The 24,147-nt window shown below is 59.4% G+C and carries 17 protein-coding genes; 5 read left to right on the top strand and 12 right to left on the bottom strand.

Annotated features, from left to right (window positions below; genetic code table 11):
* Positions 1-27: 27 nt before the first annotated feature.
* From J3R75_RS17590 to J3R75_RS17570, 5 genes are all read right to left on the bottom strand, one after another.
* Positions 28-1,353, bottom strand: coding sequence for a hemolysin family protein (locus tag J3R75_RS17590; protein WP_307264407.1), 1,326 nt, complete (start codon positions 1,351-1,353; stop codon positions 28-30).
* Positions 1,350-2,789: a hemolysin family protein gene (locus J3R75_RS17585; RefSeq protein WP_307264404.1), complete on the bottom strand. Its 1,440-nt coding sequence runs from the start codon at positions 2,787-2,789 to the stop codon at positions 1,350-1,352. The genes J3R75_RS17590 and J3R75_RS17585 overlap by 4 nt, the downstream gene beginning before the upstream one ends.
* A gap of 271 nt (positions 2,790-3,060) precedes the next feature.
* Positions 3,061-5,217 (bottom strand): peptidase U32 family protein, encoded by a 2,157-nt coding sequence (locus tag J3R75_RS17580; protein ID WP_307264402.1) that lies wholly within the window; start codon positions 5,215-5,217, stop codon positions 3,061-3,063.
* Positions 5,218-5,240: 23 nt separating this feature from the next.
* The gene (locus tag J3R75_RS17575; RefSeq protein WP_307264400.1) at positions 5,241-6,299 is read right to left on the bottom strand and encodes an alcohol dehydrogenase catalytic domain-containing protein; all 1,059 of its coding nucleotides are present in this window, start codon (positions 6,297-6,299) and stop codon (positions 5,241-5,243) included.
* A gap of 888 nt (positions 6,300-7,187) precedes the next feature.
* Positions 7,188-8,816, bottom strand: coding sequence for a DNA recombination protein RmuC (locus tag J3R75_RS17570; protein WP_307264399.1), 1,629 nt, complete (start codon positions 8,814-8,816; stop codon positions 7,188-7,190).
* Positions 8,817-9,337: 521 nt separating this feature from the next.
* Here J3R75_RS17570 and J3R75_RS17565 point away from each other — a divergent pair.
* Positions 9,338-10,840, top strand: coding sequence for a glutamine synthetase family protein (locus tag J3R75_RS17565; RefSeq protein WP_307264396.1), 1,503 nt, complete (start codon positions 9,338-9,340; stop codon positions 10,838-10,840).
* A 92-nt stretch (positions 10,841-10,932) separates the two neighbouring features.
* Here J3R75_RS17565 and J3R75_RS17560 read toward each other — a convergent pair whose 3' ends face one another.
* Positions 10,933-11,823 (bottom strand): metallophosphoesterase family protein, encoded by an 891-nt coding sequence (locus J3R75_RS17560; protein ID WP_307264393.1) that lies wholly within the window; start codon positions 11,821-11,823, stop codon positions 10,933-10,935.
* 655 nt (positions 11,824-12,478) lie between these two features.
* Here J3R75_RS17560 and J3R75_RS17555 point away from each other — a divergent pair.
* The gene (locus J3R75_RS17555; protein ID WP_307264389.1) at positions 12,479-15,280 is read left to right on the top strand and encodes a bifunctional serine/threonine-protein kinase/formylglycine-generating enzyme family protein; all 2,802 of its coding nucleotides are present in this window, start codon (positions 12,479-12,481) and stop codon (positions 15,278-15,280) included.
* A gap of 61 nt (positions 15,281-15,341) precedes the next feature.
* On the top strand, positions 15,342-16,346 hold the full coding sequence (locus J3R75_RS17550; RefSeq protein WP_307264387.1) for a glycoside hydrolase family protein: 1,005 nt from the start codon (positions 15,342-15,344) through the stop codon (positions 16,344-16,346).
* A 73-nt stretch (positions 16,347-16,419) separates the two neighbouring features.
* On the opposite strand, the gene J3R75_RS17545 is transcribed toward J3R75_RS17550, so the two are convergent.
* The 6 genes from J3R75_RS17545 to J3R75_RS17520 all read right to left on the bottom strand — a co-directional run bounded on the left by J3R75_RS17545 (position 16,420) and on the right by J3R75_RS17520 (position 22,572).
* A complete protein-coding gene (locus tag J3R75_RS17545) occupies positions 16,420-16,860 on the bottom strand; it encodes a hypothetical protein (protein WP_307264385.1) in 441 nt (146 codons plus the stop codon).
* Positions 16,835-17,416, bottom strand: coding sequence for a nucleotidyltransferase domain-containing protein (locus J3R75_RS17540; protein ID WP_307264382.1), 582 nt, complete (start codon positions 17,414-17,416; stop codon positions 16,835-16,837). The genes J3R75_RS17545 and J3R75_RS17540 overlap by 26 nt, the downstream gene beginning before the upstream one ends.
* A gap of 231 nt (positions 17,417-17,647) precedes the next feature.
* The gene (locus J3R75_RS17535) at positions 17,648-18,937 is read right to left on the bottom strand and encodes a Gfo/Idh/MocA family protein (protein ID WP_307264380.1); all 1,290 of its coding nucleotides are present in this window, start codon (positions 18,935-18,937) and stop codon (positions 17,648-17,650) included.
* A gap of 67 nt (positions 18,938-19,004) precedes the next feature.
* Entirely contained in the window at positions 19,005-19,475 is a 471-nt protein-coding gene (locus J3R75_RS17530; protein WP_307264377.1) for a hypothetical protein, read from the bottom strand.
* A 4-nt stretch (positions 19,476-19,479) separates the two neighbouring features.
* Positions 19,480-21,975: a beta-mannosidase gene (locus J3R75_RS17525; protein WP_370882375.1), complete on the bottom strand. Its 2,496-nt coding sequence runs from the start codon at positions 21,973-21,975 to the stop codon at positions 19,480-19,482.
* A 420-nt stretch (positions 21,976-22,395) separates the two neighbouring features.
* Positions 22,396-22,572 (bottom strand): hypothetical protein, encoded by a 177-nt coding sequence (locus J3R75_RS17520; protein ID WP_307264372.1) that lies wholly within the window; start codon positions 22,570-22,572, stop codon positions 22,396-22,398.
* A 342-nt stretch (positions 22,573-22,914) separates the two neighbouring features.
* Between J3R75_RS17520 and J3R75_RS17515 the strand changes: the two genes are divergently transcribed.
* Both J3R75_RS17515 and J3R75_RS17510 read left to right on the top strand, forming a co-directional pair.
* On the top strand, positions 22,915-23,526 hold the full coding sequence (locus J3R75_RS17515) for a DUF1819 family protein (RefSeq protein ID WP_370882374.1): 612 nt from the start codon (positions 22,915-22,917) through the stop codon (positions 23,524-23,526).
* Positions 23,527-23,546: 20 nt separating this feature from the next.
* On the top strand, positions 23,547-24,137 hold the full coding sequence (locus J3R75_RS17510) for a DUF1788 domain-containing protein (RefSeq protein ID WP_370882408.1): 591 nt from the start codon (positions 23,547-23,549) through the stop codon (positions 24,135-24,137).
* The last annotated feature ends 10 nt before the right edge of the window (positions 24,138-24,147 follow it).

Raw genomic sequence — 24,147 nt, 5'->3', positions numbered from 1 at the left:
CGGCCTCCATTTTCCATGCGGCCAAGGTTATTTCTTCCTGGTAAAACGCAATTTGACGACGCGGTGGCGGCGCACTTCCAAGACATCGATGAACCAGTTTTCGTAGGGGAAGCGGTCGCCGGCCTTGGGGATGCGCCCGGCTAGTTTGAGTACCAGTCCAGCAGCAGTCTCGAAGCCTTGATTGGCGATGTTGAAGCCCAGATGTTCCTCGATGTCCCGGATATCGGCCTTGCCATCGCATTCGAAAAGCTGCGGGCTGACGACCCGGATCATCACCGACTCCTGATTGCGGGCGTCATGGATGCCGCCGACGATTTCGGCCACGAGGTCTTCGACGGTGATCAGCCCGACCACGCCGCCGTGTTCATCGACCACGACCGCCATCGGTATGTGCTGGTAGCGCAGTTCGTAGAGCAGCTCGCTCACCGACTTGGACTCCGGTACGAAAAGCACGTTGCGGTTCACGTAAGGCGTGATTTTCTGGGCGTCCATGCGGGCGGTGTTTTCGTTCATACGCACGGGCTGGTCGTAGAGGCATTGCCGCAGACTGACGATGCCCACGATCTCGTCCACCCGGCCATCGAAAACGGGAAAACGGCTGAAGCCGGTCTGGGCGCCCAGTGCTTCCAGCTCGGCGACCGTGGCCGTGAGCGGTACAGAACGCACATCGACCAGTGGCACCATCACCGTCTCGATGGGCTTGGTGTCCAGCCCCAGGACCATCTGCAGCATATCACCGGCCTCTTTGCGCACCAGACCCTGCTCGGTGGCGACTTCGGCCAAGATGCGCAGGTCGTCCCTGGTGACCCGGCCGCGGTGCACTTCGAGTTCACGGCCCGTTAGGAAGCGCGCCAGCCGGCCGGATATCCAGTCAAGGCTGACCACAAAGGGCTTGAACAGCCGGTTGGCGATGGTCAGGGGGCGGACCAGGACCAGAGCCAGCTTGTCGGCGTGGTTGCGCCCGATGGCCTTGGGCAGCATTTCACCAAAGAGCAACATGGTCGGCGTCACAATCAAGGTGGTCAGCCAGTCTTCCCAGCCGGACCACACCCGCAAGGACGACGGCAGCAGCGCCAGCAAATCCGCATTGAGGATTGCCAGCGCCAACATGGTGCGAAACAGGGTCGTGATAGTGATGTTGACCAGGTTGTTGCCAAAGAGCACCGTGCCCAGAAAGGCCCCGGCCTGGTCCATCAGACGGCAGGCCTGCGCGCCGCAGGGGTCGCCGCGCTCGGCCCGTTCCTTGAGCCACGCATAGCTGGCTGAAGTGAAGACCGTCTCCATACAGCTGAAAAGCGCTGATAGAACGTACAGCAACAGCAGAAAAAGCAGACTGAGGAGTAACGCCGTCATTCGCGCCCTCCTTCGCCGGTTTCGCTGTCCGGCAAGGCGATCGCCGTGATGGCAACCGAGCCGACGCGACGACCGGCCATGCGGTTCACTCGCACCAGGAAGCCTGGCAGAGCCACGGTGTCGCCCGTCCGCGGCAGACGACCGAGTTTCTCCATCACCAGACCGCCGATAGTGTCGGCGCTGCCCTCGTCATTGGCGAAAGCATCGCCGAAGCGCTCCTGCAGTACCCGCAAGTGCGCACGCCCGTCCGCGAGAATCACGCCGTTGTTTTCGCGTAGCACGTCTTCATTGAAGCCGTTGCGCGAATAGCGGCCAATGACCTCTTCGAGGATATCATTGAGGGTGACGATGCCGGATGTCCCGCCGTATTCACCGACGACCACCGCGAATTGCGCGCTGCGCTTGCGCATAGTGGTCAGTAGACGGTCGATCTTGACGGTCTCCGGAACCATGTACACGGGGTAGACCGGGCTATACATGGTAAGCTGGGCGTCTTGTTCGTCAGCAACGCCTATGCGTTCGCGGAAATCACCCAAGGGCATGGCCATTTCCGGCTGGTTGCGCCAGCGCGGATAGTCCCCAAAGGAAAGTACGCCCCAGATGTCGTCAAGATCGCCGTGATAGACTGGCATGCGGGAAATGCGATTGGCGCGGGCCTTGTCAAAGGCTTCCTGCAGCGTCATCGTGTCACTGACCGCAACCAGTTCGGTGCGGGGCACCATGATTTCCTTGACGTCGATGGCGCCGAGGCGCAGGATGCGTTGGAGAAGCTCGCGTTCGCGTTCATTGGTGGCGCCACCGGCCGCGCCAGCGGAGAGGGATGCCACCAGCTCGTCGCTGGTCAGGGCTTCCCAGCTGTTGCCCGAATTATGCCCCAGCAGCCGCAGCAAAAAAACCGACAGGCTGTGCAGGCACCAGATACCCGGCGCCAACACAACGCCGAGGAAGCGTAGGGGATAGGCGGCCGCGCAAGCCAGCTGTGGCGCATAGGCGTAGGCTATCACCTTGGGCGTCTGCTCACCGAATATCATCAGCAGCGGCGTCACGATGATCACGTTCAAGAGGGCACCGGCGATTTCGTCTACCCCAGCAAGGGTCTGAGCCGACAGCCCCATGTCGAAGCGAGCCGCGGCGCTTTCGCAGAACTGCGCCGGGCCGCCGCCGATGGCCAGTAGCCGCGCCAGCAACGCCGCGCATAAACTAGCCAGCAGAACATTGACAAACATGTTGCCAACCAGGATGGTCGCCAGCAGTCGTTCAGGGCGTTTAAGCAGTTTTGCGGCGACCTGTTCCGCGCGGCCGCCATTGCCCATGCGCTTGACCTCCGCGCGTTTCAGCGACAGCAGGGCCGTTTCGGAAGAGGAGAAGAAAGCCGAAAAGAACAACAGGACAACAATGCCCAGAAGGATTGGCAGAAATGAGAGGATGATCGCCATCAGCCTGTCCTCCCTTGCCGTGCAGACACATACCGGGGGGCGTATCGCCTGCGCGCCCTACATAGTCGCCGAGTTGCCTGTCTTGTTTGTCTACTGCCCCCGGGAGGTTCGTCGCTGCTCAAATCGTCTTTCATGGGCTTTCTATGGGTTGTGGGAAGTTCATCCCCGTCAAATTGTGATCGTGAATCAATTGCATACCATAATAGCCACGGGGCTAAGTGCAATCAGGAAACGCTCACCGGAGCGGTTGCGCGACATGGCACTGCCGCGGCTAGCGCAGACGACGGTCGTAATTGAAGAGACGGGATGGTCCGTCGGCGGCGCCGGGAGTTTGTGGCCAGCGCAAGGTTGGCGCGGCACGCAGGTCCGCGACTAGCCTGGCGGCAGCGATCTTAGGGTTGCGCAGGCTGCGCCAATCCAGGGGCGTTTCGCCGTAGAGGACAGTCAGTGCGCCCTCTCGGCGCGGCAAGAGCGCTGTCTGGCGCTTGTCTTGCAGGATGACGTGATCTTCGGGCCGGTACCCAGCCGGCAGTTCGGCGCGGGTGAGCATCAGCGGCAGATGGGCAAAGACGGTTAGACTCATAGGCACGGCGATGGCGCCGCAGAGCTCTTCCATCTGTTCGCAGTCAAGCTCGCAGGACGCCGTAACCATGCGGCAGCCAAGGTTGCAGAGCTGTTGTGCCGCGACGCTGTTCATCACCGCCATGCCCGGCCCGGCTTCCATGACGCAACCGGCTTCTCTCGCGAGTTGCCAGCCGTCCCAACTGTTGACCTCCACCGGCACGGTCGCTGCCGCCAGCAGCGGCAACAACGCGCGCCAGGCTGGCAGTTCGGCTTCATATAGCACGGCCGGCATGGCAACCGCCGCTAGGCGATTGGCTCGAGCACTGATTTTGGCGAACAGCTCCGGCACGGTGGTGGCGGCTGTTGGCGAACAGCATAGCAGGAGCGGCGCAGTCTGGTCCGAATTGGTCGCCAAAAAGGCATCGGCCTGGTCGGCGTTGATCCGTATACAGTCGATGCCGTCGCCCAGATGCCGCGTGTTCGCCGGGTGCGCCGCGCCACGCGCCGCGAGCAATGTCTGCAAGTTTGGCGGCAGCGACACGCCGCGGACAATGCCGTCACTTTCTTTGCGAATCAACCGCAGATAGCTGACGATGTCGTCGACCACGCCATTGCCGGCACTGCGCGGAAGAAGTATCTCCGGCAAATCGCTGTCCACGCACACGGTCGCCAGCGTTGCGCCATCGGCCGCCACGGCGGTGGCAAGTTGCTCCAGCACAGCGGCGATGCTCGTAGCGCGTTTGGCCTTTGCTACGCGTTGCGGGGCAATACGGAAACAGCGTTCTTGAAAGCCGTGGCTGATGGCCCACAGGGTGCCGCCGCGATCGTCGCGCGATAAGGTCAGGCGCGGGCTCTCGTCATCGCCGTCGGCGACATTCGGTGACGCCACCGCGTCGGCGGCAGCAACGGTGGCGGCAGGGGTATCCGTGCGCGAGGCGACTCGGCCGGAGTCGCCGGTGAGATTGTCACGCCTGCCGGTGAAATAGCCGTTGGTCATTTGGCGGCCGGTGTAGGCGCCTAACTGGGCAGCCTGATCGAGGTCAGTTGCCAGAGCCTCGGGATGTTCGGTCGCTGCCAGAGCCCGCCGGTAGAGCGTGACGGCATCACGGACCCACGCGGCACTTTTCAGGCGCCCTTCGATTTTTAGTGACGCCACGCCCAGGCGCCGTAGCTCGGCCAGGTCGCCGGCCAGACAAAGGTCATGCATGGATAGCCATGAGCCGCCGTTGCCAGCCAGGTCTGTCCACGGCACCCGACAGGGACTGGCGCAGGCGCCGCGATTGCCGCTGCGGCCGCCGACCCAGCTGGAGAGCAAGCAACGGCCCGAACAGCAGAAACAGAGCGCGCCCTGCACGAACACTTCCAATTCGACACCGGGCACAGCCGCCGCCGCAATCTCGCCGGCGCTCATTTCTCGCGCCAGGACAACCCGGCTGACTCCTAGCGCCTTGGCCGCCTGAACGCCGGCCGAGCTGCTTACCGCCGCTTGTGTGCTGAAGTGAAAAGGGAGCGCTGGGAAGGCCCCGCGCGCCGCCAACAGCGCCGGATCGCGCAGCAGCACGGCATCCACACCGGCAGCACTAGCCAGCTGCAGGGTGCGCATAGCCAAGCCGAGTTCGCGTTGCACCAGATCAATATTCAGCGTGAGGTAGGCCTTGGCGCCAGCGGCGTGGATCGTCTCTACCACGCTCTTGAGGTCCTCCGGAGCAAAATTAGCCGCGCCGCGGCGGGCATTGAGGCGTTTGAGGCCGAAGTACACGGCGTCGGCGCCGGCAGCAAGCGCGGCCTGCAATGCCTCGGGGCTGCCGGCGGGTGCCAGTATTTCCATATCGTGACGGCTTTGGTCGGGTGCTGTTTGCGGCATGAATACGCTTTCGTGGTCAGTGATCAATCTTCGTAGAGGAGCACGGTGCCCAACGTCGCGTTGGGCTGTTCAATGTGGGCTGTGACGGCGATGTCGATGTCCTTGAGGGGCAGCCGGTGTGTCGTCAGGGCATCGACGTTGATTTTGCCTTCTGCCATATAGCGCAGAGCGAGTTTGAGATGCGTCTGGGTGGTCCAACGCATGAAAACCGCCGGGTAATCGACGTCGCCGCGTTCCCAGGCGGCGTCGTGGTAACCCGGGCCCGAACGGGCGCTACAGCGCAGATCAAGATTGCCGAGGCCGGCGCCCCAGGCGCACTGGGTTTTCAGCCCACCGACCAGCGCGATACGGCCCATGCGATGGCCATCGGGGCTCAGTTGCATGACCTTGGTAACCTGCTCCAGGGCGCTAGTGCCGTCGCCACCAAAGGCCATGATGGCCATATCGAAGCCCTCGCCATGGGTGAATTCTTTGGCCTTGGCCTCAAAGTCATCCTGACCGATTTGGGTGACACCGTTAATGCCCCATTGCTGGGCGACACTGAGGCGGAATGGGCTCATGTCCCAGCCCATAACGTAGGTTCCGGCGATTTGTCCCAGCCGGGCGGCCAGCTGGCCGACCAGGCCCATGCCGACGACCAGCAGGTTTTCGCCATATGCCGGCGTCGCCCGCCGCAGTGCCTGCATGGAGGTCACCGTCAGATGAGCGTAGGCGCCCTGCTCGTAGCTGACCTTGTCCGGCAGCAGACAGCACAAATTCTGCGGCACGACGACAAAATTGCTGTGTTGGGCGAAGCCCGCGCCCATGCAGGCCACGCGATCACCGGCCTTGAATCTGCTGACGCTGTCATGCACCGCTAGGACCTCCCCGGCGTTCTGATAGCCAAAGGCGTGTGGGGTGCCGGGATCGGTCTTGCCTTCTTGTCGTGCAGTCTTGGCACCGGAGAGTTCCGTGCCGGGGCTGATCAGTGACGCGTGGACTTTCACCAGCACCATGCCCTTCGTCAATTCCGGAATATCCTGGCTGATGACGCAGCCATGACCAGTGCCGTCCAAAGCTCCAACCAAACGCTGTTTGTTCATCGGGTCGTTCCTTTTCTGCTGCCGTCCGGGCCACTTCAATCACGACGCGTCCCACTGGGGACGCTGATTCACGTGGAGATGATGCTATAATGCCTGAAAGTTGTAAACATCGCTGCCTGCGCTGCGATCGTCGTCGGAGGCAGGAGAATTTAGCCTGCCCCGCCCCACTGTCCACCTTCATGCCAACAATGGCCACATAATACGTAATGCCTCACTCATTGACACCAACCGAAACACATTAGGCGGACCCCGGCGCGCCCGTCTCCCGGCCGTGGTCATGCGCGCTCATCTCCCGATCGTGAGGGCGGGATTTCAGCTGGCCCCGTCAGATGACACCATCAGGCGGAGCCAGGCGCGCCTCTGGCATTCCATGCCACAGAGCGGCAAGCGCCCTGGAAGGGCGCTGTCATCGTAGCCCAGGGCAAGCGACGCCGAAGGCGGCGCGACGCCCTGGGTAGAGCGCCAACTATGTTCGTGTTCCTCGGCCTCTTTGGTCCCAGTCGGCGAAGCTGACTGGGACCAAAGAGGCAATGGAACCCATTGTAACGACTTCGCCGTCGTTTACCTTGCGCCCCCGGCGCCGATTTTTAGGTCGCCCCTACTGGGCTCTCATTTCGGGTGGGGCCTTTACCCAGGGCGACGCGCCCTGTGGGCGCTTGCCCTGGGCTATCTTAGTCCGCGCCTTTGGCGCTGAAAACATAAGACTGCAGGAAAGGCTGGTATCAATGGGTTAGGGATTACCATAACACCACAAACGTTCTGAGCTACCGTCTCTGCCCCCAGTGGCTGGACGTTGGCGTAAGGTCAGAACTTCGGCCATGACTGGCGCCCCGGCACGACAGGCGCCGCCGGCACTGCCGTTCAGCTGTCGCTCCGCGCCGCCGGCAATTAACCATTGTCCTCCGCACCAGGCGCCACGTTTTCCGCGTCGGCGCTGTCGCTGCCCTGCTCCAACTTTTCCGCGTCGTCATCGTTATTGTCATCATCGTCACTGTCAGCCAGGAGCGCGGCTGGTATGGACCGCTGTTTTTTCAATCGGACGCCGAGCTTTTCGATTTTTTTGCCAGCGTTGAGCATGCTTTGCGTGCGTCCATCACCCCGCAGGCGTTTGCATGCCGCATCGTAGGCCTTGTGGGTATTCTCAATGCACTTGCCGACTTCGGCAAAATCGTCATAGAAGCTCATTGCGCGGTCGAGCAGGATTTGGGCGGCGGCGATGATATCCTGCTGATTGCGCTCCTGTTCCGCGCGTGTCCAGGCAATGCGGATCATGTACAACAAGGCCATCAAGTTGACGGGGCTGACCAGCAGCACGCGCTTTTCAAAGGCCCGTTGCCATAAGGACGGCTCGCTGCACATCGCCAGGTGATAGGACGCCTCGTTGGGCATGAACATGATCACGTAATCCACCGCATTGCAGTCAGCCGGCAAATACTGTGGGTAGTTTTTCCTGGCCAGTTCGTCCACATGCTGACGGACGCTGCGCAAGTGGCGTTCCAGCGCGGCCCTGGCTTCATCGCTGTCAGGCTCGGCATTCATATAGTCCAAATAGGCCGTGAGACTGACTTTGCTGTCAATGACGACCGCCTTCTTGTCTGGATAGCGCACAATCACGTCTGGCCGCAGCAGCCGATCGCTGTCGTCATGCCGCACGGGCGCGCCGGCGTTGTCGCGAATGGTCTCCTGGGTATTGAAGTGCACGCGGGCCTGCAAGCCCGAGCGCAACAGAATGTCCTCCAAAACCATTTCGCCCCAGTCGCCCTGGATTTTGCTGTTGCCGCGCAGGGCCGCCGCCAGTTTGCTCGCGTCCTGGCCGACATTCTGCGTTACTCTGAACATGTCATCGAGGCTGCTCTTGAGCGATGCGTTCATCTCGATGCCTTTGTCCCGCGCCAGGTCCACGGCAGTGCGAAAACGGCCAATATTCTCATTTAGGGGCGTCAGAATTGCGCCAATCTGCTCGCGACTGAGGTTGACCATGGCAGTTGCCCGTTCATGCAGGATCTGCTCGGAGAGTGCCTTGAATTCGTCTTTGAGAGCGGCGATTTTGGCGGCAAAGTGTTGTTCCTGTTCGGCTTTGCTTGCCGCGAAATGCTTCTGCAAAGCCTCGGCGGCCTCGCGCTGGGCCTGGGCCTGCGCATCTGCTTCGCGCTGTCTGGCGAGGCACTCTTTGGCGTGTTGATCAACGAGCTGTTTTTTGTGTGCTTCCCAGCTCTGCTGGCGTTCCTGCCAGAGCGTTTCCTGTTGGCGTAGCTGCTCATCGTGCTGTTGGCGCAATGCCTGTTGTTCGGCCATGGCGCTGTCCCTGGTGTGCTGCAGATCGCGTTGCCAGCCATCGCGGCGTTCCTGCCAGAGCAGCTCCTGCGCCGCCAATTCCTGCTGGTGCTGCGCTTGGACAGCATCAAGCTGCCGCTGCCGTTCTGCCGTGAGCAGTCGTAGTTCCTGTCGTTTGTACCACTGCCAGATGATAACCAGAAGCGCCAGAACGATCAGTCCGGTGAATATCCACGTTGTCACACCAAGTCCTCCGCAGCTGTTTCTCGCTTGTATTTGCGCCCCCCCCCCAGGCGAGGATTCCGGCACTACCATAGCTCATGCCGGCACGTGGACAATACTCGCAGGGCTTTTTTCCCAGCATGAGTTACGTGTCGCTGTCAGTTCATGCATTATTTCGGCATGCAGCCTTTTTCACTGTGGTCATAAAGCATGGAATGCGATATAGTACCGCATTGTCGGATTGCATAAACAGCGGGCGCGGGCGGTCTGCTGGTCGCTGTTCACTACAGCCTTTTGCCCGCCCGCTGCATTGTGCTCCCGGCATGGCCTGAAGCCACAACTCCCCCCAAACATCATTTAAGAAGGATTTACGAACCACCGCTGTTTCGGCGGTGGCCCGGTGATTTTTGCTATCGGCGCCGACACCAGTTTTTGCCTCCTGTTTTCACTGCCCTGCCCGCCGGAGTATCGCCACCGCTGCCACCTACACGGCCAGTTCAGGCATCTGCCAGACAGCGCGAAGCCAAGGGAAGCCCCCCACAATGGATCAGTTTCTGTCCATGTCCTGCAACCCCATCGTCAATAAACTCCAAAAAGCCCCGAGCGCCTTCACCCGCCAGGACATTATCACGTATATCCAGCAGGAAGGCATTCGCCACGTCAATTTCATGTATCCGGCGGGTGACGGCCGTCTCAAGACCCTCAATTTCGTCATCAACAATGCCGCCTATCTCGAAGAGATTCTCTGTTGTGGCGAACGCGTTGACGGCTCCAGCCTCTTTCCTTTCATCGAGGCCAGCAGTAGCGACCTCTATGTCGTGCCGCGTTACCGCACGGCCTTTGTCGATCCCTTTGCTGAATTGCCGACGCTCAGCATGCTCTGCTCCTTCTTCAACAAGGACGGCGAGCCCCTGGAGAGCTCTCCAGAACACACCCTACATAAGGCATGCAAAGCCTTCCATGACACGACTGGCATGGACTTCGAAGCCATGGGCGAACTTGAGTACTACGTCATCGCCGATGATCCCGGCTTCTATCCAGCATCTGATCAGCGCGGTTACCACGAGTCGGCGCCCTACGCCAAATTCAATGCCTTCCGCCAAGAATGCATGCTTTTCATCGCCCAAGCGGGTGGTCAGATCAAATATGGCCATTCGGAAGTCGGCAACTTCACGCTGCAGGGCAAAATCTACGAGCAGAACGAAATTGAATTTCTGCCGGTGCCGGCCTTTGAGGCCGCCGAACAGCTGCTGGTCGCCAAGTGGATTATCCGCAATTTGGCTCACAGCTACGATCTCGACGTGACTTTTGCTCCGAAAATTACCATTGGCAAAGCCGGCTCGGGTATGCATGTGCACATGCGCATCATGAAGGACGGCAAGAACCAAATGCTGCAGAACGGCGTGATCTCCGACATTGCCCGCCGCGCCATCGCCGGGATGATGACTCTTGCGCCGTCGCTGACGGCCTTTGGTAATACCAATCCGACGTCTTACTTCCGTTTGGTGCCCCACCAGGAAGCACCGACTAACGTCTGTTGGGGCGACCGCAACCGTTCCGTGCTGGTGCGTGTGCCGCTGGGCTGGAACAGCTCCAAAAACCTCAGCACTATCGCTAATCCCGCCGAAGCCGCAACCGCCTACGACACCAGCCAGAAGCAGACCGTGGAAATGCGCTCGCCAGACGGCTCCGCTGATGTTTACCTCCTGCTCGCCGGCCTCGCCGTCGCCTGTCGCCATGGCTTCACCATGCCCAACGCGCTTGATCTGGCGAGCAAGACCTACGTCAATGTCAATATTCACCGCCAGGAACACGAGCAGCTCATGAATGGTCTGGCAAAATTACCTGACAGCTGCGCCGCCTCCGCCGACTGCCTCGCCAGTCAACGCGCTTTCTACGAAGAACAGCACGTCTTCAGCCCCGCCATGATTGATGGCATCATCAGCCGCCTCCAGGCATTCAATGACCGCACCCTGCGCCATGACCTGCACGGCGATAACGAGGCCATGCTCCGCCTGGTCTGCACCTACTTCCACTGCGGCTGAACGCAAAGCCCGCAGCAAAACGCCCTTACCGAACGCCGCCAACCATCGCCGCCACCAGCGGCCGTTCGGCGGCGCACCAGGTGGCATGTGCGTTAGTCTGCTGCGGCCGCCGCGGAGGGGGCGACCGGGAAAGCGACGGACCAGCTGGCATCGCGTAGCTTTTCGATGCGCTGGGTCCATTCCGCTTTGGGCTCGGGCTGGGGCTTGGGCTTGAAATGGTCGCGGAGCTGCAACGTGAAGTCGGCGCCGTCCGGCTTGATCCTGACGACGACGTAGCCGATGTCGCCCCAGTGGCCCGTCGATGGCAGGCACAGCGTGTTGACGCCATTGGTCTTCTTGGCCTGCCAGTGATGATGATGGCCAAAGATGTACGCCGCGACCATGGGCGATGCCGCCAACAGCTCCGCGAGCTTGCTTTCGCCAAGGGGATGATGCGCGCAGACAAAGACCGGCTTTTTCTGCGTCGGCAGATACGCGCTAAGCCATGCCCGCTGCTCGTCATTGAGCTCGCCATTGACCTTGCCCGCCAGCAGGGTGTCGAGAAGGACAAGTTGCGCATGCGGCGTGTCGACTATGCTCACATGGCGGCCAGGAACCGGTGGCTGCGCCGGTAGTTGCTCAGGAAAGTGCTGCCAAAAAGTCTCCCGACGATCGTGGTTGCCCATCGCCGCCGACCACGCAATGCCCGCGTCGCTCAGGCGCTGCAGTATGGGCTTGAGCGCCACGTAGTCGTCGTCCAGGCCATTGAGATAAGCCACATCGCCCATGATCAAGACATTGGCCGGCAGGGGCGCCATCGCCAGTACCTCATCCAAAATCGCCATGAGTTTCGGGCCCTGGTACGTGCTTTTGCCGCCGGTATGCAGGTCGGAAAGCAGCACGACCAGATTGGAATCGTGGCGCCTGCCGGCAGCGTCCTGGGCGAATGCGGCCAAGACGGTCATGGCTACAACCAGGGCCAGCAGTAGTCGTTTGCGCAGCATGATGTCAATCCTTTCGCATGGGAAAACGTTATGGTAACGGCTTTGCTTCGGTAATGCGGGTGACCGCAACGCGCCAATATATCACCGTTGCCCCAGATGGCTCAGTTCCACTGCGACCATTCACGCTGGCAGGGTAATCGGTCAGTCATTGATAACCAAAACTGTGGTGCCTCTACGAGGCACTGTCTGTTGGTAGGCTGCGTCCCCAGGCTAAAGCCTGGGGTTAAGCATGGTTAAGCGCCTACGGCGCAAAAACATGGATATTGAATGATGGTGGTTTTCGGCCCGAACCGGACAAAGCACGTCGTCTGATCGGCCAAGTTCGGCCCGGAGGGCCGCACCATGCATACCCCCGGGTTGCGGCGCCCGGAGGGCGCCGCAACCCGGGGTATGACAGCAGTTTGAATTGCGCCCGGAGGGCGCCACATTGGCGAGGCACGCCGCGTCCCACGCGCCAGCGAGAGGCATGCCGTGCATCCGTTATCAATCACTGACCGATTATCTGGCAGGGCCCAGCGACGGCGCCAATACTATTATCAGACGCCGTCTTGATGATGGCAAAATGCCCATGGCTTTGGCAAGCCCTGTCTCCATCGCCTATAGTACCCGCCTGTCACCGATACGCAGCGCGCATAAGCCGTTTCATTACCCAGCCATGTCTACCAAAAACCTGCCAATACAAGATTCATTTCTCACTGAAGCCGGCCCGAAGGCCGCAGGCGCAAGTGACAACGACAGCCACAACGACGCGCCATTGCCACCGCCGCCGGCAGACCTGCAGGCGTTTTACGCCGAAGCCATCCGCGAACTTGGCCTCCACCTTGATATCCAGGAACCCGCGCTGAGCGCGGTGGAATACCTCGACTCCGGCAGCACCAGCACCGTCAACGTCGCGGTGGACGACACGCTCTGCCGCGTCGTCGCCGTGAAATCCCTGCTGGCCAAGCACCGTTATGACATGGACTTCATTGAGCGCGTTGCCCGCGAGGCACAAGCCACCGCGCAGCTCGAACACCCCAATATCGTCCCGGTGCACACCCTCGGCATCAGCCCCAGCAAGGGCATCTATTTCACTATGAAACGCCTGCGCGGGGACTCGCTGCGGCAGATCATCACCCAACTGGCGCTGCGCAATCCGGCCTATTTGCGCGAGTATACCCACTCACGCCGCATCAGCATCTTCATCAAGATTTGCCAGGGCGTCGCCTACGCACACAGCAAGGGCGTGCTGCACCGAGACCTCAAGCCTGAGAATATCCGCATCGGTAATTTCGGTGAAGTGACGCTGATTGACTGGGGACTGGTGCGCAAACTCGGTATGACCAGCGCCATCGCAACTCAGGTAAAAAAGAAAAAAACGCGATCACAGCCCAGGGACCCGCAGGCTCGGGTGGCGGCGGCACAGATGGAGATCTTCGCCCGCAATCTAACCACCGACGGCCATCTCTGCGGCACCCCGCGCTTCATGTCGCCCGAGCAGGTAGAGGGCCAGATATCCGAACTCGACGTACGCAGCGACATTTATTCGCTGGGGGTCATCCTCTACGAATTGCTGACCTTCACCAATCCCTTTGCTGAGTATGCCGACGAGATGGCCGTGCTCAACGCCGTCTGCACCGGCAATTATCTCAATCCCCGCCAGACGGCCATGCGCGCGCACATCTCGCGGGAGGAAGAGGCCATCTGCCTCAAGGCCATGGCGCTGAATCGCGCCAACCGCTACCAGACGGTCAGTGAAATGATCCGCGACATCTTCGCCCACCAGGAGGGCCGGGAAGTCAAGGCCTATGCGGCGCCAATCCATGTCCGCATCGGCAAAATGCTGCAGCGCAATCCCATCAAAACGGCGGCGTTCTTCAGCGCCCTGCTGGCGATCGCCACCTTCTGCGCCACCCTGTACGTCCTCGAACAAGTCTCCTATACCAAAATCATCAAGCAGGTCCAGCACAATCTCAAACTCGCTGAAGTCAAGGAGCGACTGCTGGAGAAAATGACCTCCGAATGGGTCGCGGCACCAGCCCCGCTAGCGCCCCCCACGCTGGCGCCGACGGGGGTCAATGCCGTCACCGGCGCCACGCCCATTCCATATGCGTCCGCCACTCTTGGTGTGCCAACGGCGAGCGACTACACCCAGCGGGAAAATCTCATCAAGGAACGCCGCAACGACATCGACAATCTCTACGACGCCGCCAATCTGCTACTAAGCTCCATCTCCTCGCTGTCGAGCTGGCGGGCTGAGACGCGGCAACTGCAGGAAACCAGCATCAAACGCCGCATGCTTTTTGCTCTCCGCAACGGCCAGTACGCCGAAGTCGATCGCCTGCTCAAACAACTGCCGTCAATCTTCGGCGCCAACCTGGAACGCTGCAGCGCCGACATGCTCGCCGTCATTCGCAGCCTGCATATCTCGCAACGGGGCGACTGCCTGCTCAATATCCGCACCAACACGCCCGGCTCCAGCATCAGCATCCAGCCCATTGTCAGCTCAGTAGACAAGGCGCTGCTGGATATCGGCTCGCGTATCGACCTCGAAAACAGTTTTCCGCCCATAAAAGCCATGGTTTTTCCCAAAGGCCATTACCTCCTGACCGTTGTTACCGACGGTTATCCCGATGTCCTCTACCCGCTAGCCCTTGAGCACGGCGAAAATTACGATTTGGAGATCGTGGTTCCCCTGGCCATACCGGCGCGTACGGCCTACGTGCCCGCCGGCCGGGCGCAGGTCGGCGGTGCGGCCATTGCCATCAACCCACCGCGCCGCGCGGACCTCGCCGGTTATTTCATCAGCACCAGCGAAGTCACCTTTGGCGAGTATCTGCTGTTTTGGCAAAGTCTGCCCACGCCAGTAGAACAGCAGGCTTTCATGAGCCGCGTGCAGGTCACCAGCGGCAACTCTTTTCCCATCAATGCCTGGGATGTCACCGGCCAGCTTATCCCGCAGCTGTCTCCAGACCGGCCGGTTGTCGGTATCTCGGTGGCGGCAGCGACTGCATATTGCTCGTGGCTGGGCAGCAAACTCAACCGGCCCTGCCGCCTGCCTACAGCCGAAGAATGGGAAAAGGCCGGCCGCGGCAGCGATGGCCGCCTTTATCCCTGGGGCAACGCCTTCCGCGCGGATTTCGCCTACACCTATGAAAACACCGTTGCGCGGCAAACCCACGGCAACTGGGCGCCGCCCATGTCCATGCCTATGGATAAATCGATCTTCGGCGTCTACGACCTCGCCGGCAATGTCCGCGAATGGACCGAAAGTCCCTTTCCGGACAGCAGTGGCTTCTTCCAGATCAAGGGCGCCAGCAGCGCCACTACCCAACGCTACCTGCCCCTGGATTACGCCAGCGACACCCCGGCAGCGCCCTCCGATGTCGGTTTCCGCTATGTGCTGCCGATGGTCCCCGGCGACGCCCTGCCCTACACCGAGCCCGTACCGCCGACCTGGGAGACTGTACCGCTCTAATGAACTGGAGTATAATCTTTTGCACAGTTTTGACACTGCAAGCTGACACGAGGTAAGCACCATGACCGAATGGCTTCAGGAATCCGACTCGTTCTTTGCGATCGCCGCACTTAACCCACTTGACTGCATGCGCTTGGACGACTCCATCGTCTGGTGCGGCAGCATGGTCCGCAGCGACGAAGGCCGCTGCCATCTCTTCTTGTCCATCTGGCCCCGTGAACAGGGCTTTGAGGCCTGGGTGACGCACTCGCGCATCGGCTACGCCATTGCCGACACGCCTGACGGCGTCTTCCACTACCAGGGCGAAATCTTCACCGGCAGCGGCGTGCCGGACGGCTGGGATCGCGATGTCATTCACAATCCCAACGTGCTCTACGAAAATGGCCTGTTCTACCTGTACTACAACGGCAATTACGGCAACGGCCAGTACTGGGATCACCGTAACCACCAGCGCGTCGGCGTCGCTGTCGCCAGCGATCCCCGAGGGCCCTGGCAGCGCTTTGACCAGCCCCTGCTTGACGCCAGTCCCGACAGCTGGGACTGCGTGTTGACCACCAACCCCAGCGTCACCCGCATGCCCGATGGCCGCTACATCATGATCTACAAGGGCGTGGGCAATCAGAAGCCACACCCGATGCTCGGACCCGTCCTGCATGGCGTGGCCTTTGCCGATGCGCCCACCGGACCATTCCACAAAGTCCCCGAACCAATTTTCCGCGCCGGCGAGATCAATTTCCCCGGTGAAGACCCGTACGTCTTTGCCGCCAAGGGCAAGCTCTTCTGTATCCTCAAGGACAACGGTGGGGCCTACTACCCGAAAGCCAGCCGTAGCCTCGTGCTCTTCGAGTCCGGTGACGGCATCAACTGGTCGCTGGCCGATAAACCGCTGGTCATGACCCGCAACGTCCGCTGGCAGGATGGATGCACCCAGGAAATGACTCGCCTCGAAAGACCGCAACTCTTCTGCGAAAACGGCCAGCCGCGTTTCCTCTTCGTCGCCGTCAAACCCGACCGCGACAGCCACGACGCCTTCAACATCCACCTCGCCGTCGATATGAGGCTGTGAGTAAACCCAGGCCGGCCAGGCAACTCATTTGTGTTACCACATCGATAACGATCGTTAGAAAACAGGCAACAACTTACTTCAAGTCTGGATAATCTTTCCGCAAACGGCCCAAGACTTCTACTCGCAACTCCTTAGCATAATTCAGCAGTTCATCCGCTTCAGTGGAAGAAACTCCACCAATACTGTCATATTCGACGGTATTTCTTTTGGCGCGACAGGCATCCAAATACACCGCATCATCTTGCCGGTGAATGCCCAGCGTATATTTAATTGACATAAGCGTTCGATAGTGCGCGAGCGTTTTTTCCGGTCGAAATCCTGCCGCATAGAGCAACATCGTACAAAGCTTCAAGGCCGCATTGTAGGCTATGCCGAATTTCCAGTCAGCCGAGATATCGCTGGCACCCGCATCGGCAATATCACGGTTGACTATTGCCAAGAGATTAGCAAGCTCCTGCCGATCCGTCTGGTGTGGACGAAGCCAGCCGCTATTGAACCATTGCGTCAAACTCATCGGCCGTACCCTTAAGAAAAACTTTCGGCGTCGTCAAAATCTCGCTGATAAAATGGTCTTGTTTTTGTTTCCGTGCCAGGAAATCATGAGCGGTAATCACATAGGGATTAATTTCCTGCGGCACGTTGTCGGCGACGGTATGAATCCGTCTGCTTACCTCACGCAAACCGCAATCACCGATGACGAACAAATCGATGTCGCTTTCCTGCCTTGCCGTCCCTTGGGCATATGAACCGAACAGGAAGACAAAACGCGCATCACAATCCTGAAACGCAGCCCGGAGCAACGCTTCCTCGCCATCAGTTTTTTTGACCAGTTCGCACAGTACCGGATAGAGAGTGCTTTTTCGGTTCGCGGAGAAATTGATGCGATTGCCATCTTTCTCCGAAATAATGATGCCAAAACCGACCAACTGGCGCAACTCTCGCTGCAAGACAGGGGCGCTCAAACCAGTCATTCGACTCAATTCACGCAGAAACGCCGTTTTCAGCTCAGGCGTGAAAAGTTTTTTTAAGATTTCAGCTCTGGCTTGCGAGCCAAGTAGTTCCTGCAACATCGTCTGCCTCCATGATTATTGTTATCCATAAAATAACGATTGTAATCAGAAAAGCAACAGTTAGCTCTGTGATAATGTTACCGGTCAGTGATTGATAACGGTCGGTCCCAGGCGTCCCCTTGGACCGACTGTTAACAATGGCTGACCGATTGCGAGATAATCCCCAACTTTCGCAGATGTCGCAGATATCAGGTTAGGTTTCGTGTAAAAAAACAGCGGCATCGTTGGGCACTATGCCTGCGGCTGGTGTGTCAGGCCGTGGCGGATGATGCGCAGCATCCAGGCGAGATTCTGCCTGGCCATGGCGGGGTCCATTTCGGTGCGTCCACGCAGGAAGCTGCGGATCAGGAGTCGGAGCATATCCTCGCGCTTTTCGGTATCACCATCACGGCAGGCGATTTCCATCTGGAAGACGCCCTGTTCATCGCGGCAGCCGCCGATGTCGTAGAGTTGGTCATTGAGCTGCACTTGCCTAACGTTTTTTGGCTCGGTGTCGGTATGGAAGGTGTGGATATGGCAGCGCAGAGGCTTGGTCTTGGCGCGGAAAACGGTGAACTCCGCTTCGGCCAAGTGGTCTTCGAAACGGGTCTTGAGAGTCCCCCAGTCGGGTTCGGCGCCGCCAGCGATTACCTGACACATGCCGAGCATGTGCGGGGCCAGGTCCACCCAGGTCCATTCCGGCACCGGCGGGCGATTGCGTGTCGGTGAAACTAAACGGCCGTGGAAATGCTCGATATCAGCCACGTCATGGCCGTTTTTCCATAGCTTGAGGCACTCCTTGACGGCCATGACGTACTGCGTGCAGACGCCGAGCATGCAGCGCTGAACCCGGGCCAGCTCAGTCAGTTCGTCTACTTGCGCCAGTAACTCTTCGGCGGGCAACGTGTCGTCAAAGACAAAGGGCTTTTCGCAGAGGACATGACAGCCGGCCAGCAGAGACTCTTTGACGGCGGCGTAATGCAGGGCCGGTGGCAGGCAGACGTCCACAACATCGGGCTTTTCCGTGGCCAGTAGTTCCGCAAGCGAGCAATAGCCACGGCCATCGCAGCCGCAGTGTTCCCGCAATGTCGCCGCCGTGCGTTCGACGCTCGCTTCACTGCTGCCGAGAAAGGCGCAGACGTTGGCGCCCTCCAACCGCCACCAGTTTGCGTGGTGTCGGCCGATACCGGATGCGCCCAACACCGCCACGCGGGGCTGGGGCAGTAGCACGCCGCCGTTGGCGACCCGGCGCACTTGCCAGGGCTTGAGCATCCCCTGCAGTTTCGTGCTTAATGACGAACGCCGGAAACCGACAATTTTTGTGCCGGTGTAGCCAAATAGCCGCTCAATGTCCGTCATGTTGAAATGCCGATAGATTGGGCAGTCGAAGTCCTCAATCATTTTTTTCAGGCTATTGGCGCTGAGGTCGTCCGTCACCAGCAGGCAAAGAAGCTGTTTGCGTACCTGTGCCAGCCTATCTCGGCCTATTTCGATTTGACCGGAACGACGCATGAAGGGCGCCAATTTACTGAAATCATCCATAGTTATTTCTATCTCGCTTCTGTCCAAGGTGTTAATTGAAGTATCATTTGTCGTCCTGTTGCGGCATTCAGCCTTGCCGGAGCGCATCCGGCCAGGCGTCAAGCCAGCCGATTTGGCGGGCGGCCCAGAGCCCGCAGAGCACGGCTTCGGCGGCGTCATGACGCAGCGGGCCGACGCGGCTCATGCCGGACCAGTCCATGACTCTTGCGGCCAGCATCTCGGCGTGTTCCTTGGCCTGCTGGCCGCTGCGACGCTCACGTTTGAAAAGCAAATCATCGCGCCATTGTTCGGCACTCACGACCATGACCGCAATGCCGCGGCGTTCGGCGCTGTGGCGCCAAGTGTCCGCCAAGTCGCCACCGCCTTCGAGGACGACCTGGCGGAGGTCCGGCACTTCCTGCCATAGCGCTGGCAAAGCCCGTCGCAGCATGCCGCGATTGGCAAAATGTGCAGAGCGGCAACGAATGAGCCGCCCGTCATCGCGATACCACGCCAGGCCCGTGCGCAAGCCCAGATCCACCGCCAGCAGCACCGCCACGTCGTTACTCGTTGGCGGCGTAACTGTCGACCAAACTGCGGACTAGCAGTTTCTTGTGCAATTCCTCCAACCTCAGCGGCTCTTTCGGCCGCACCGTCACCCGGCGCTCGCGGCTGCCATCAAGCGCGAAAAAGTTGTCCGAGAACTGCGCGTCCACGCCGGCAATCTGCAAGCGCACGAACAGCGCCGGGTAGTTCGCGTTGAGGAAGATCGTGAACTCGCCGTCCTGGTCGCCGGCGGCGACATCGACGTGAATCTGCGGGTCGAGCAATTCCAGGTGCTTCGGTTTGACAAAAGTCTGGAAGTTTGCCGAAACGATGTCGTCGCCGTCAAAGAGATAAGCCCAGAAGATGATATCGCGTTCGCCGTGCTTCTTGATTTGGTCGGCGCAGTCGAAAATATCGACCTGCATATCACTCTGTGGCTCGGCTTCGACTTTCATTTCGCCGCCGCCAAGCATAGTCCCGTCCACCCGCGTGGCCCACCATTGGCATAGCAGTTGTTTCTTGACCAGCAGGTGGTTGGAGACGTGCACAGCCATAGTCTGCAGGATGCGATCCTCAACGATGGACACCATCAGCGGCGCGAAGAAGCGCTTGGCCAGATAATGGAGGGCTTTCCAGCGGCCGAACACGTCAATGGACGACCAGCTGGCGCAAGGCCACAGGTCGTTGATCTGCCAGTAGAGGGTGCCCATCATGCGCGGCTGGGCGCGTCGCGCATGTTCGCAGGCGTACTGGATCGCGACAGCCTGGGTGACCTGGGTGAGCCACAGGGTTTCATCCAGCCCGCTAGGCATGCGGAACCAGTCCAGCAGATAGGCAAAAATTTTGCGGTTGCCGCCAGCGCTGCGCTGGTGATAGTCCATGATGTAACTGGTGAGATTGCGGTCGCGAGGCTCGGTGAAGCTCTCGATTGTCCGCAGTTCGGGGAAGGACTGGAAACCGAATTCGCTCATGAAGCGGTGCTTCCACTCGCGTTGAAATTCGAAAGGCCGACCGCCGAACCACACGTCCCAGCAGTGGGCGTCGCCGCAGGTCGGGTCGTTGAAAACGCGGCGGTCGCCGATGGGCGTATGCGGACTGCAGGGCCAGTAGGGAATCTGCGGCGCCAGGCGCGCGATCAGTTTGGGCATGAGGTGGTCGAAGAGCCGACCGTAGTCCGACCAGCTCATACTGCGCTCGTTCCAGCTGTCGGCAACCAGGCCCTGCTCCAATTCATTGTTACCGCAGAACAAGGCGATGCAGGGATGGTGACGCAGCCGGCGGATGTTGTCTTCAAGTTCGGCTTCGACGCTGTCCATGAAGTCGTCATCGAAGGTCGGGTAGGTGCTGCAAGCGAAGATGAAGTCCTGCCAGACGAGAACGCCCAGTTCGTCGCAGCACTCGTAGAATTCGTCCTGTTCGTAGATGCCGCCGCCCCAGGCGCGGATCATGTTCATATTGGCGTCGGCGGCCGCCCCGATGAGCCGGCGGTAGTCGTCGCGAGTCAAGCGCGGGATGAGAATGTCCGCCGGCACCCAGTTGGCGCCCTTGGCGAAGAATGGCACCCCGTTGATCTTAAACTGGAAGCTCTCGCCCCACTGATCGTGATGCCGGTCCAGCTCAAGTTTGCGCAGACCGATGCGCTTTTGCCACACGTCAATGATTTCGTTGCTGTCACCGTCGACCAGCTCAACGGTGAGCGTGTAGAGGTGCTGTTTGCCGAGGCCGTTGGGCCACCAGAGTTCAGGTTCTTCCAGCACCAGCGGCAGGGTGGCGTCAGTGTAGGGCAATTCGACGTCGTTGGCGATGATGCGGTCGTTGCCGTTGCGGCCAATGCGGGCCACGAGATGCAGATTCTGCCCTTTTACCCGGGAAATACGCGCGGTGACATCAATGGCGACGTCGCCGTTGCAGTGTTTCTGGGTGAAGGCCACGTCAGTGATACGGGCGCGGTGGACGCCGACAAGGCTAATGTCCCGCCAGATGCCGCAGGTCACGGCCATCAGTCCCCAGTCCCAGCCAAAACTGCAGGGCATTTTCCGCAGCCAGCTCTTACCGCGATAACGCGGATCGTAGGAATTCCAGCACGGCAGCGACCGTTCCTTCTGCCGTTCGGTCATATAGGGCACCGGCGAGTAAAAGTGCACTTCGAGGCGGTTGACGCCGACGTGCAGGTAGTCCTTGACATCGACTTCCCAGGTGCGGAACATGTTGTCAGCGTGCAGGACTTTCTGCCCATTGACCAGGATGTCCGCTAGCGTGTCCAGGCCCTCGCAGCGCAACAGGATGGACTGACAGCCGAAAAAGTCTTCTTCGATATTGAATTGCCGGCTGTAGAGCCAGTCGGTTTCGGCGATCCACTGCTGCTTCTGCTCGTTATCCCGCCAGTTCATATCTTCCAGTAGACCGGCGCGTAATAGATCCATATGAACAACGCCCGGCACTGTCGCCGAAATTACCTGCTCAGTACCGCAACGACGACATTCCCATTGACCATTCAATGTCAACTTATGCATGGCTAGGCCTTTCCTGTTTTCCGGCGGAATCTGAATCTTCTCGACTGAATAAATACGCTTCGGTGCTTACAATACCCGCCAGCTCCGCCGGCGCAAACACGCAGCGCCAGAAGCAAGACAAAAAAAGACAGCGCCGGCACTTCCCGTAACAGGGAATGCCGACGCTGAAGAATAACACTGATCAGACCGATCAGACCGATCCGACCGATCAAGTCGACGATCCGTCCGATCCGTCCGATCCGTCCGATCCGTCCGCGATAAAAGACAGCCGATCAGACCGATCAGACCGATCAGACCGATCCGACCGATCAAGTCGACGATCCGTCCGATCCGTCCGATCCGTCCGATCCGTCCGCGATAAAAGACAGCCGATCCATCCGCAATATGAGCCTGGCGATCGGTCTTGGTTACGTTCGTCGCCTAGTGGTCGCAGGTGTTGGCGCCCAGTTCGAGCTTGTCGGCGAAGAACGCCGCGACGATGTCTTCCGGCGCGCCCGTGGGTTTTTCGTGTCCGGGAACAAATCGCCGTGGTTGACTTCCGACGGGCACCAACAACAAATTGCCGGACTCGCGCCTGGCGATACCAATCTCGTGCATAGAAAGTCGCATGACTCAGTAGTCGCCGGTTTGATTTTTAGGCATTCCAGCTTAGCTTTGGCAAGGCGCGTGACCATATACAGCCATGGCGCCTGACTGTATATGGGCGGAGCGTGGGAGGAGGCGCCCTGCCGATGTCGCGAACAGTTTGCCAGAGGCCAGGCGCAGCCCTACGAACCACGCCGGAAATTGCCGTGACATCCCTTTGCCTCCCAGGCGACACGCGTGTTCTGTCCGCTCATTGCCTGCGCGACCTTTGGACGCCGAGGAGAGACGAGGCGAATGGAGGGGTGAATACTGGCGGGGCGGCGGAACAAAACAAAACGAAATCCCAGACCAAGAATGAGTAACGACAGATACAGCATGTCATTTACAACGGGCAGTCTATTTCACCGTGAATCGGTGGAGCTGGTTGCGCTGTATCTTGATCTTGGCGACTGGAACTCTGTTCGAGACAAGGTCATCGCAGAAAATCTACTGCAGACCAGAACACTGAATACGCGCAAGCGAGTCTGCAGCGAGATCATCTCTCGACTTAGGACGTTGAGCCCAGTCGAACGTGAATTCCTGGTTGCGGGCAGCCACCAGGAGCAGGCTTATCTCCTATGGCTCGCCGTCTGCCGCCGGTACAGATTCATTGCTGATTTTGCCGTCGAAGTGCTTCGAGAGCGCTACATCACATTGAAATGCGATCTGACCCACGAGGATTATGATTCCTTCTTCAACCGGAAATCCGAGTGGCATATGGAACTGGATGAGATCACCCCGGCGACACGAGGCAAATTGCGGCAGGTCCTGTTCAAGATTCTTCGCGAAGCAGACCTCATATCGGCCAACAACATGATCCACGCTGCCATGCTCAGTCCGAGACTATTGGCTCTGATCCATCAAGGCAGCCGCAGTGATATTTTGCACTTCCCTGTATTTGAATCAGAACTGAAGGGGATGGCGTAGTGAAAGCAGATAGTGCCAGAATGCCGATGCAGAACAGATTTCAGCATCTCTTTGCCGTGATCTCAGGCCAGCGTTTTCTCAATAAGCAAGGGCTCGGCAACGAGGTCCCGTTCTTTATCTGCCCCTACAAGCCGGAAGAGTCCGTCGAAATGGAGCGGCTCCTGCGTCTGCTGGTCAATAGCCTTGAGCAGGCCGGTGTCCGAATTCTGGAGATCAATCTGTATGACCTTTCGATAGAAATCCTCAAAGAGGAAGACACCTGGAACCGGATTATCGAAGTTGAGGATTCTGTCCCCAAAGAGGAGTTCAAAGAGTTATTGCAAGGCATGCTGGACCCCGAAACGCATCTTGTTCCGGCCATTGCCGCCAAGCTGGCAAGCACGGATTTCCAGGTTCTGTTTCTGTCCGGTGTTGGCGAGGTATTCCCCTACATCCGCTCGCATAACGTGTTGAACAATTTGCAGAGCACGGCAAAAGAAAAGCCGACCGTCATGTTTTTCCCGGGAGCCTACACCTACTCCCCGGAATCTGGAACGTCGCTCGATCTCTTCGGCAGGCTGCGTGACGATAAGTACTATCGGGCATTCAACATCTTTCACTGCGAAGCATAAACGAGGGAAG

The sequence above is a fragment of the Oligosphaera ethanolica genome (assembly GCF_030814695.1).
GTDB lineage: Bacteria > Verrucomicrobiota > Lentisphaeria > Oligosphaerales > Oligosphaeraceae > Oligosphaera > Oligosphaera ethanolica.
This window is presented reverse-complemented; position numbering and strand designations above follow the sequence as displayed.

Excerpts from the sequence above, each read along its gene's own strand:
- J3R75_RS17535 (WP_307264380.1), bottom strand. The coding sequence starts at position 18,937 with ATGGATGATTTCAGTAAATTGGCGCCCTTCATGCGTCGTTCCGGTCAA.
- J3R75_RS17545 (WP_307264385.1), bottom strand. The coding sequence starts at position 16,860 with ATGAGTTTGACGCAATGGTTCAATAGCGGCTGGCTTCGTCCACACCAG.
- J3R75_RS17575 (WP_307264400.1), bottom strand. The coding sequence starts at position 6,299 with ATGAACAAACAGCGTTTGGTTGGAGCTTTGGACGGCACTGGTCATGGC.
- J3R75_RS17515 (WP_370882374.1), top strand. The coding sequence starts at position 22,915 with ATGAGTAACGACAGATACAGCATGTCATTTACAACGGGCAGTCTATTT.
- J3R75_RS17525 (WP_370882375.1), bottom strand. The coding sequence starts at position 21,975 with ATGCATAAGTTGACATTGAATGGTCAATGGGAATGTCGTCGTTGCGGT.
- J3R75_RS17585 (WP_307264404.1), bottom strand. The coding sequence starts at position 2,789 with ATGGCGATCATCCTCTCATTTCTGCCAATCCTTCTGGGCATTGTTGTC.
- J3R75_RS17550 (WP_307264387.1), top strand. The coding sequence starts at position 15,342 with ATGACCGAATGGCTTCAGGAATCCGACTCGTTCTTTGCGATCGCCGCA.
- J3R75_RS17590 (WP_307264407.1), bottom strand. The coding sequence starts at position 1,353 with ATGACGGCGTTACTCCTCAGTCTGCTTTTTCTGCTGTTGCTGTACGTT.
- J3R75_RS17510 (WP_370882408.1), top strand. The coding sequence starts at position 23,547 with ATGCCGATGCAGAACAGATTTCAGCATCTCTTTGCCGTGATCTCAGGC.
- J3R75_RS17565 (WP_307264396.1), top strand. The coding sequence starts at position 9,338 with ATGGATCAGTTTCTGTCCATGTCCTGCAACCCCATCGTCAATAAACTC.
- J3R75_RS17560 (WP_307264393.1), bottom strand. The coding sequence starts at position 11,823 with ATGCTGCGCAAACGACTACTGCTGGCCCTGGTTGTAGCCATGACCGTC.
- J3R75_RS17540 (WP_307264382.1), bottom strand. The coding sequence starts at position 17,416 with ATGTTGCAGGAACTACTTGGCTCGCAAGCCAGAGCTGAAATCTTAAAA.
- J3R75_RS17520 (WP_307264372.1), bottom strand. The coding sequence starts at position 22,572 with ATGCACGAGATTGGTATCGCCAGGCGCGAGTCCGGCAATTTGTTGTTG.
- J3R75_RS17555 (WP_307264389.1), top strand. The coding sequence starts at position 12,479 with ATGTCTACCAAAAACCTGCCAATACAAGATTCATTTCTCACTGAAGCC.
- J3R75_RS17580 (WP_307264402.1), bottom strand. The coding sequence starts at position 5,217 with ATGCCGCAAACAGCACCCGACCAAAGCCGTCACGATATGGAAATACTG.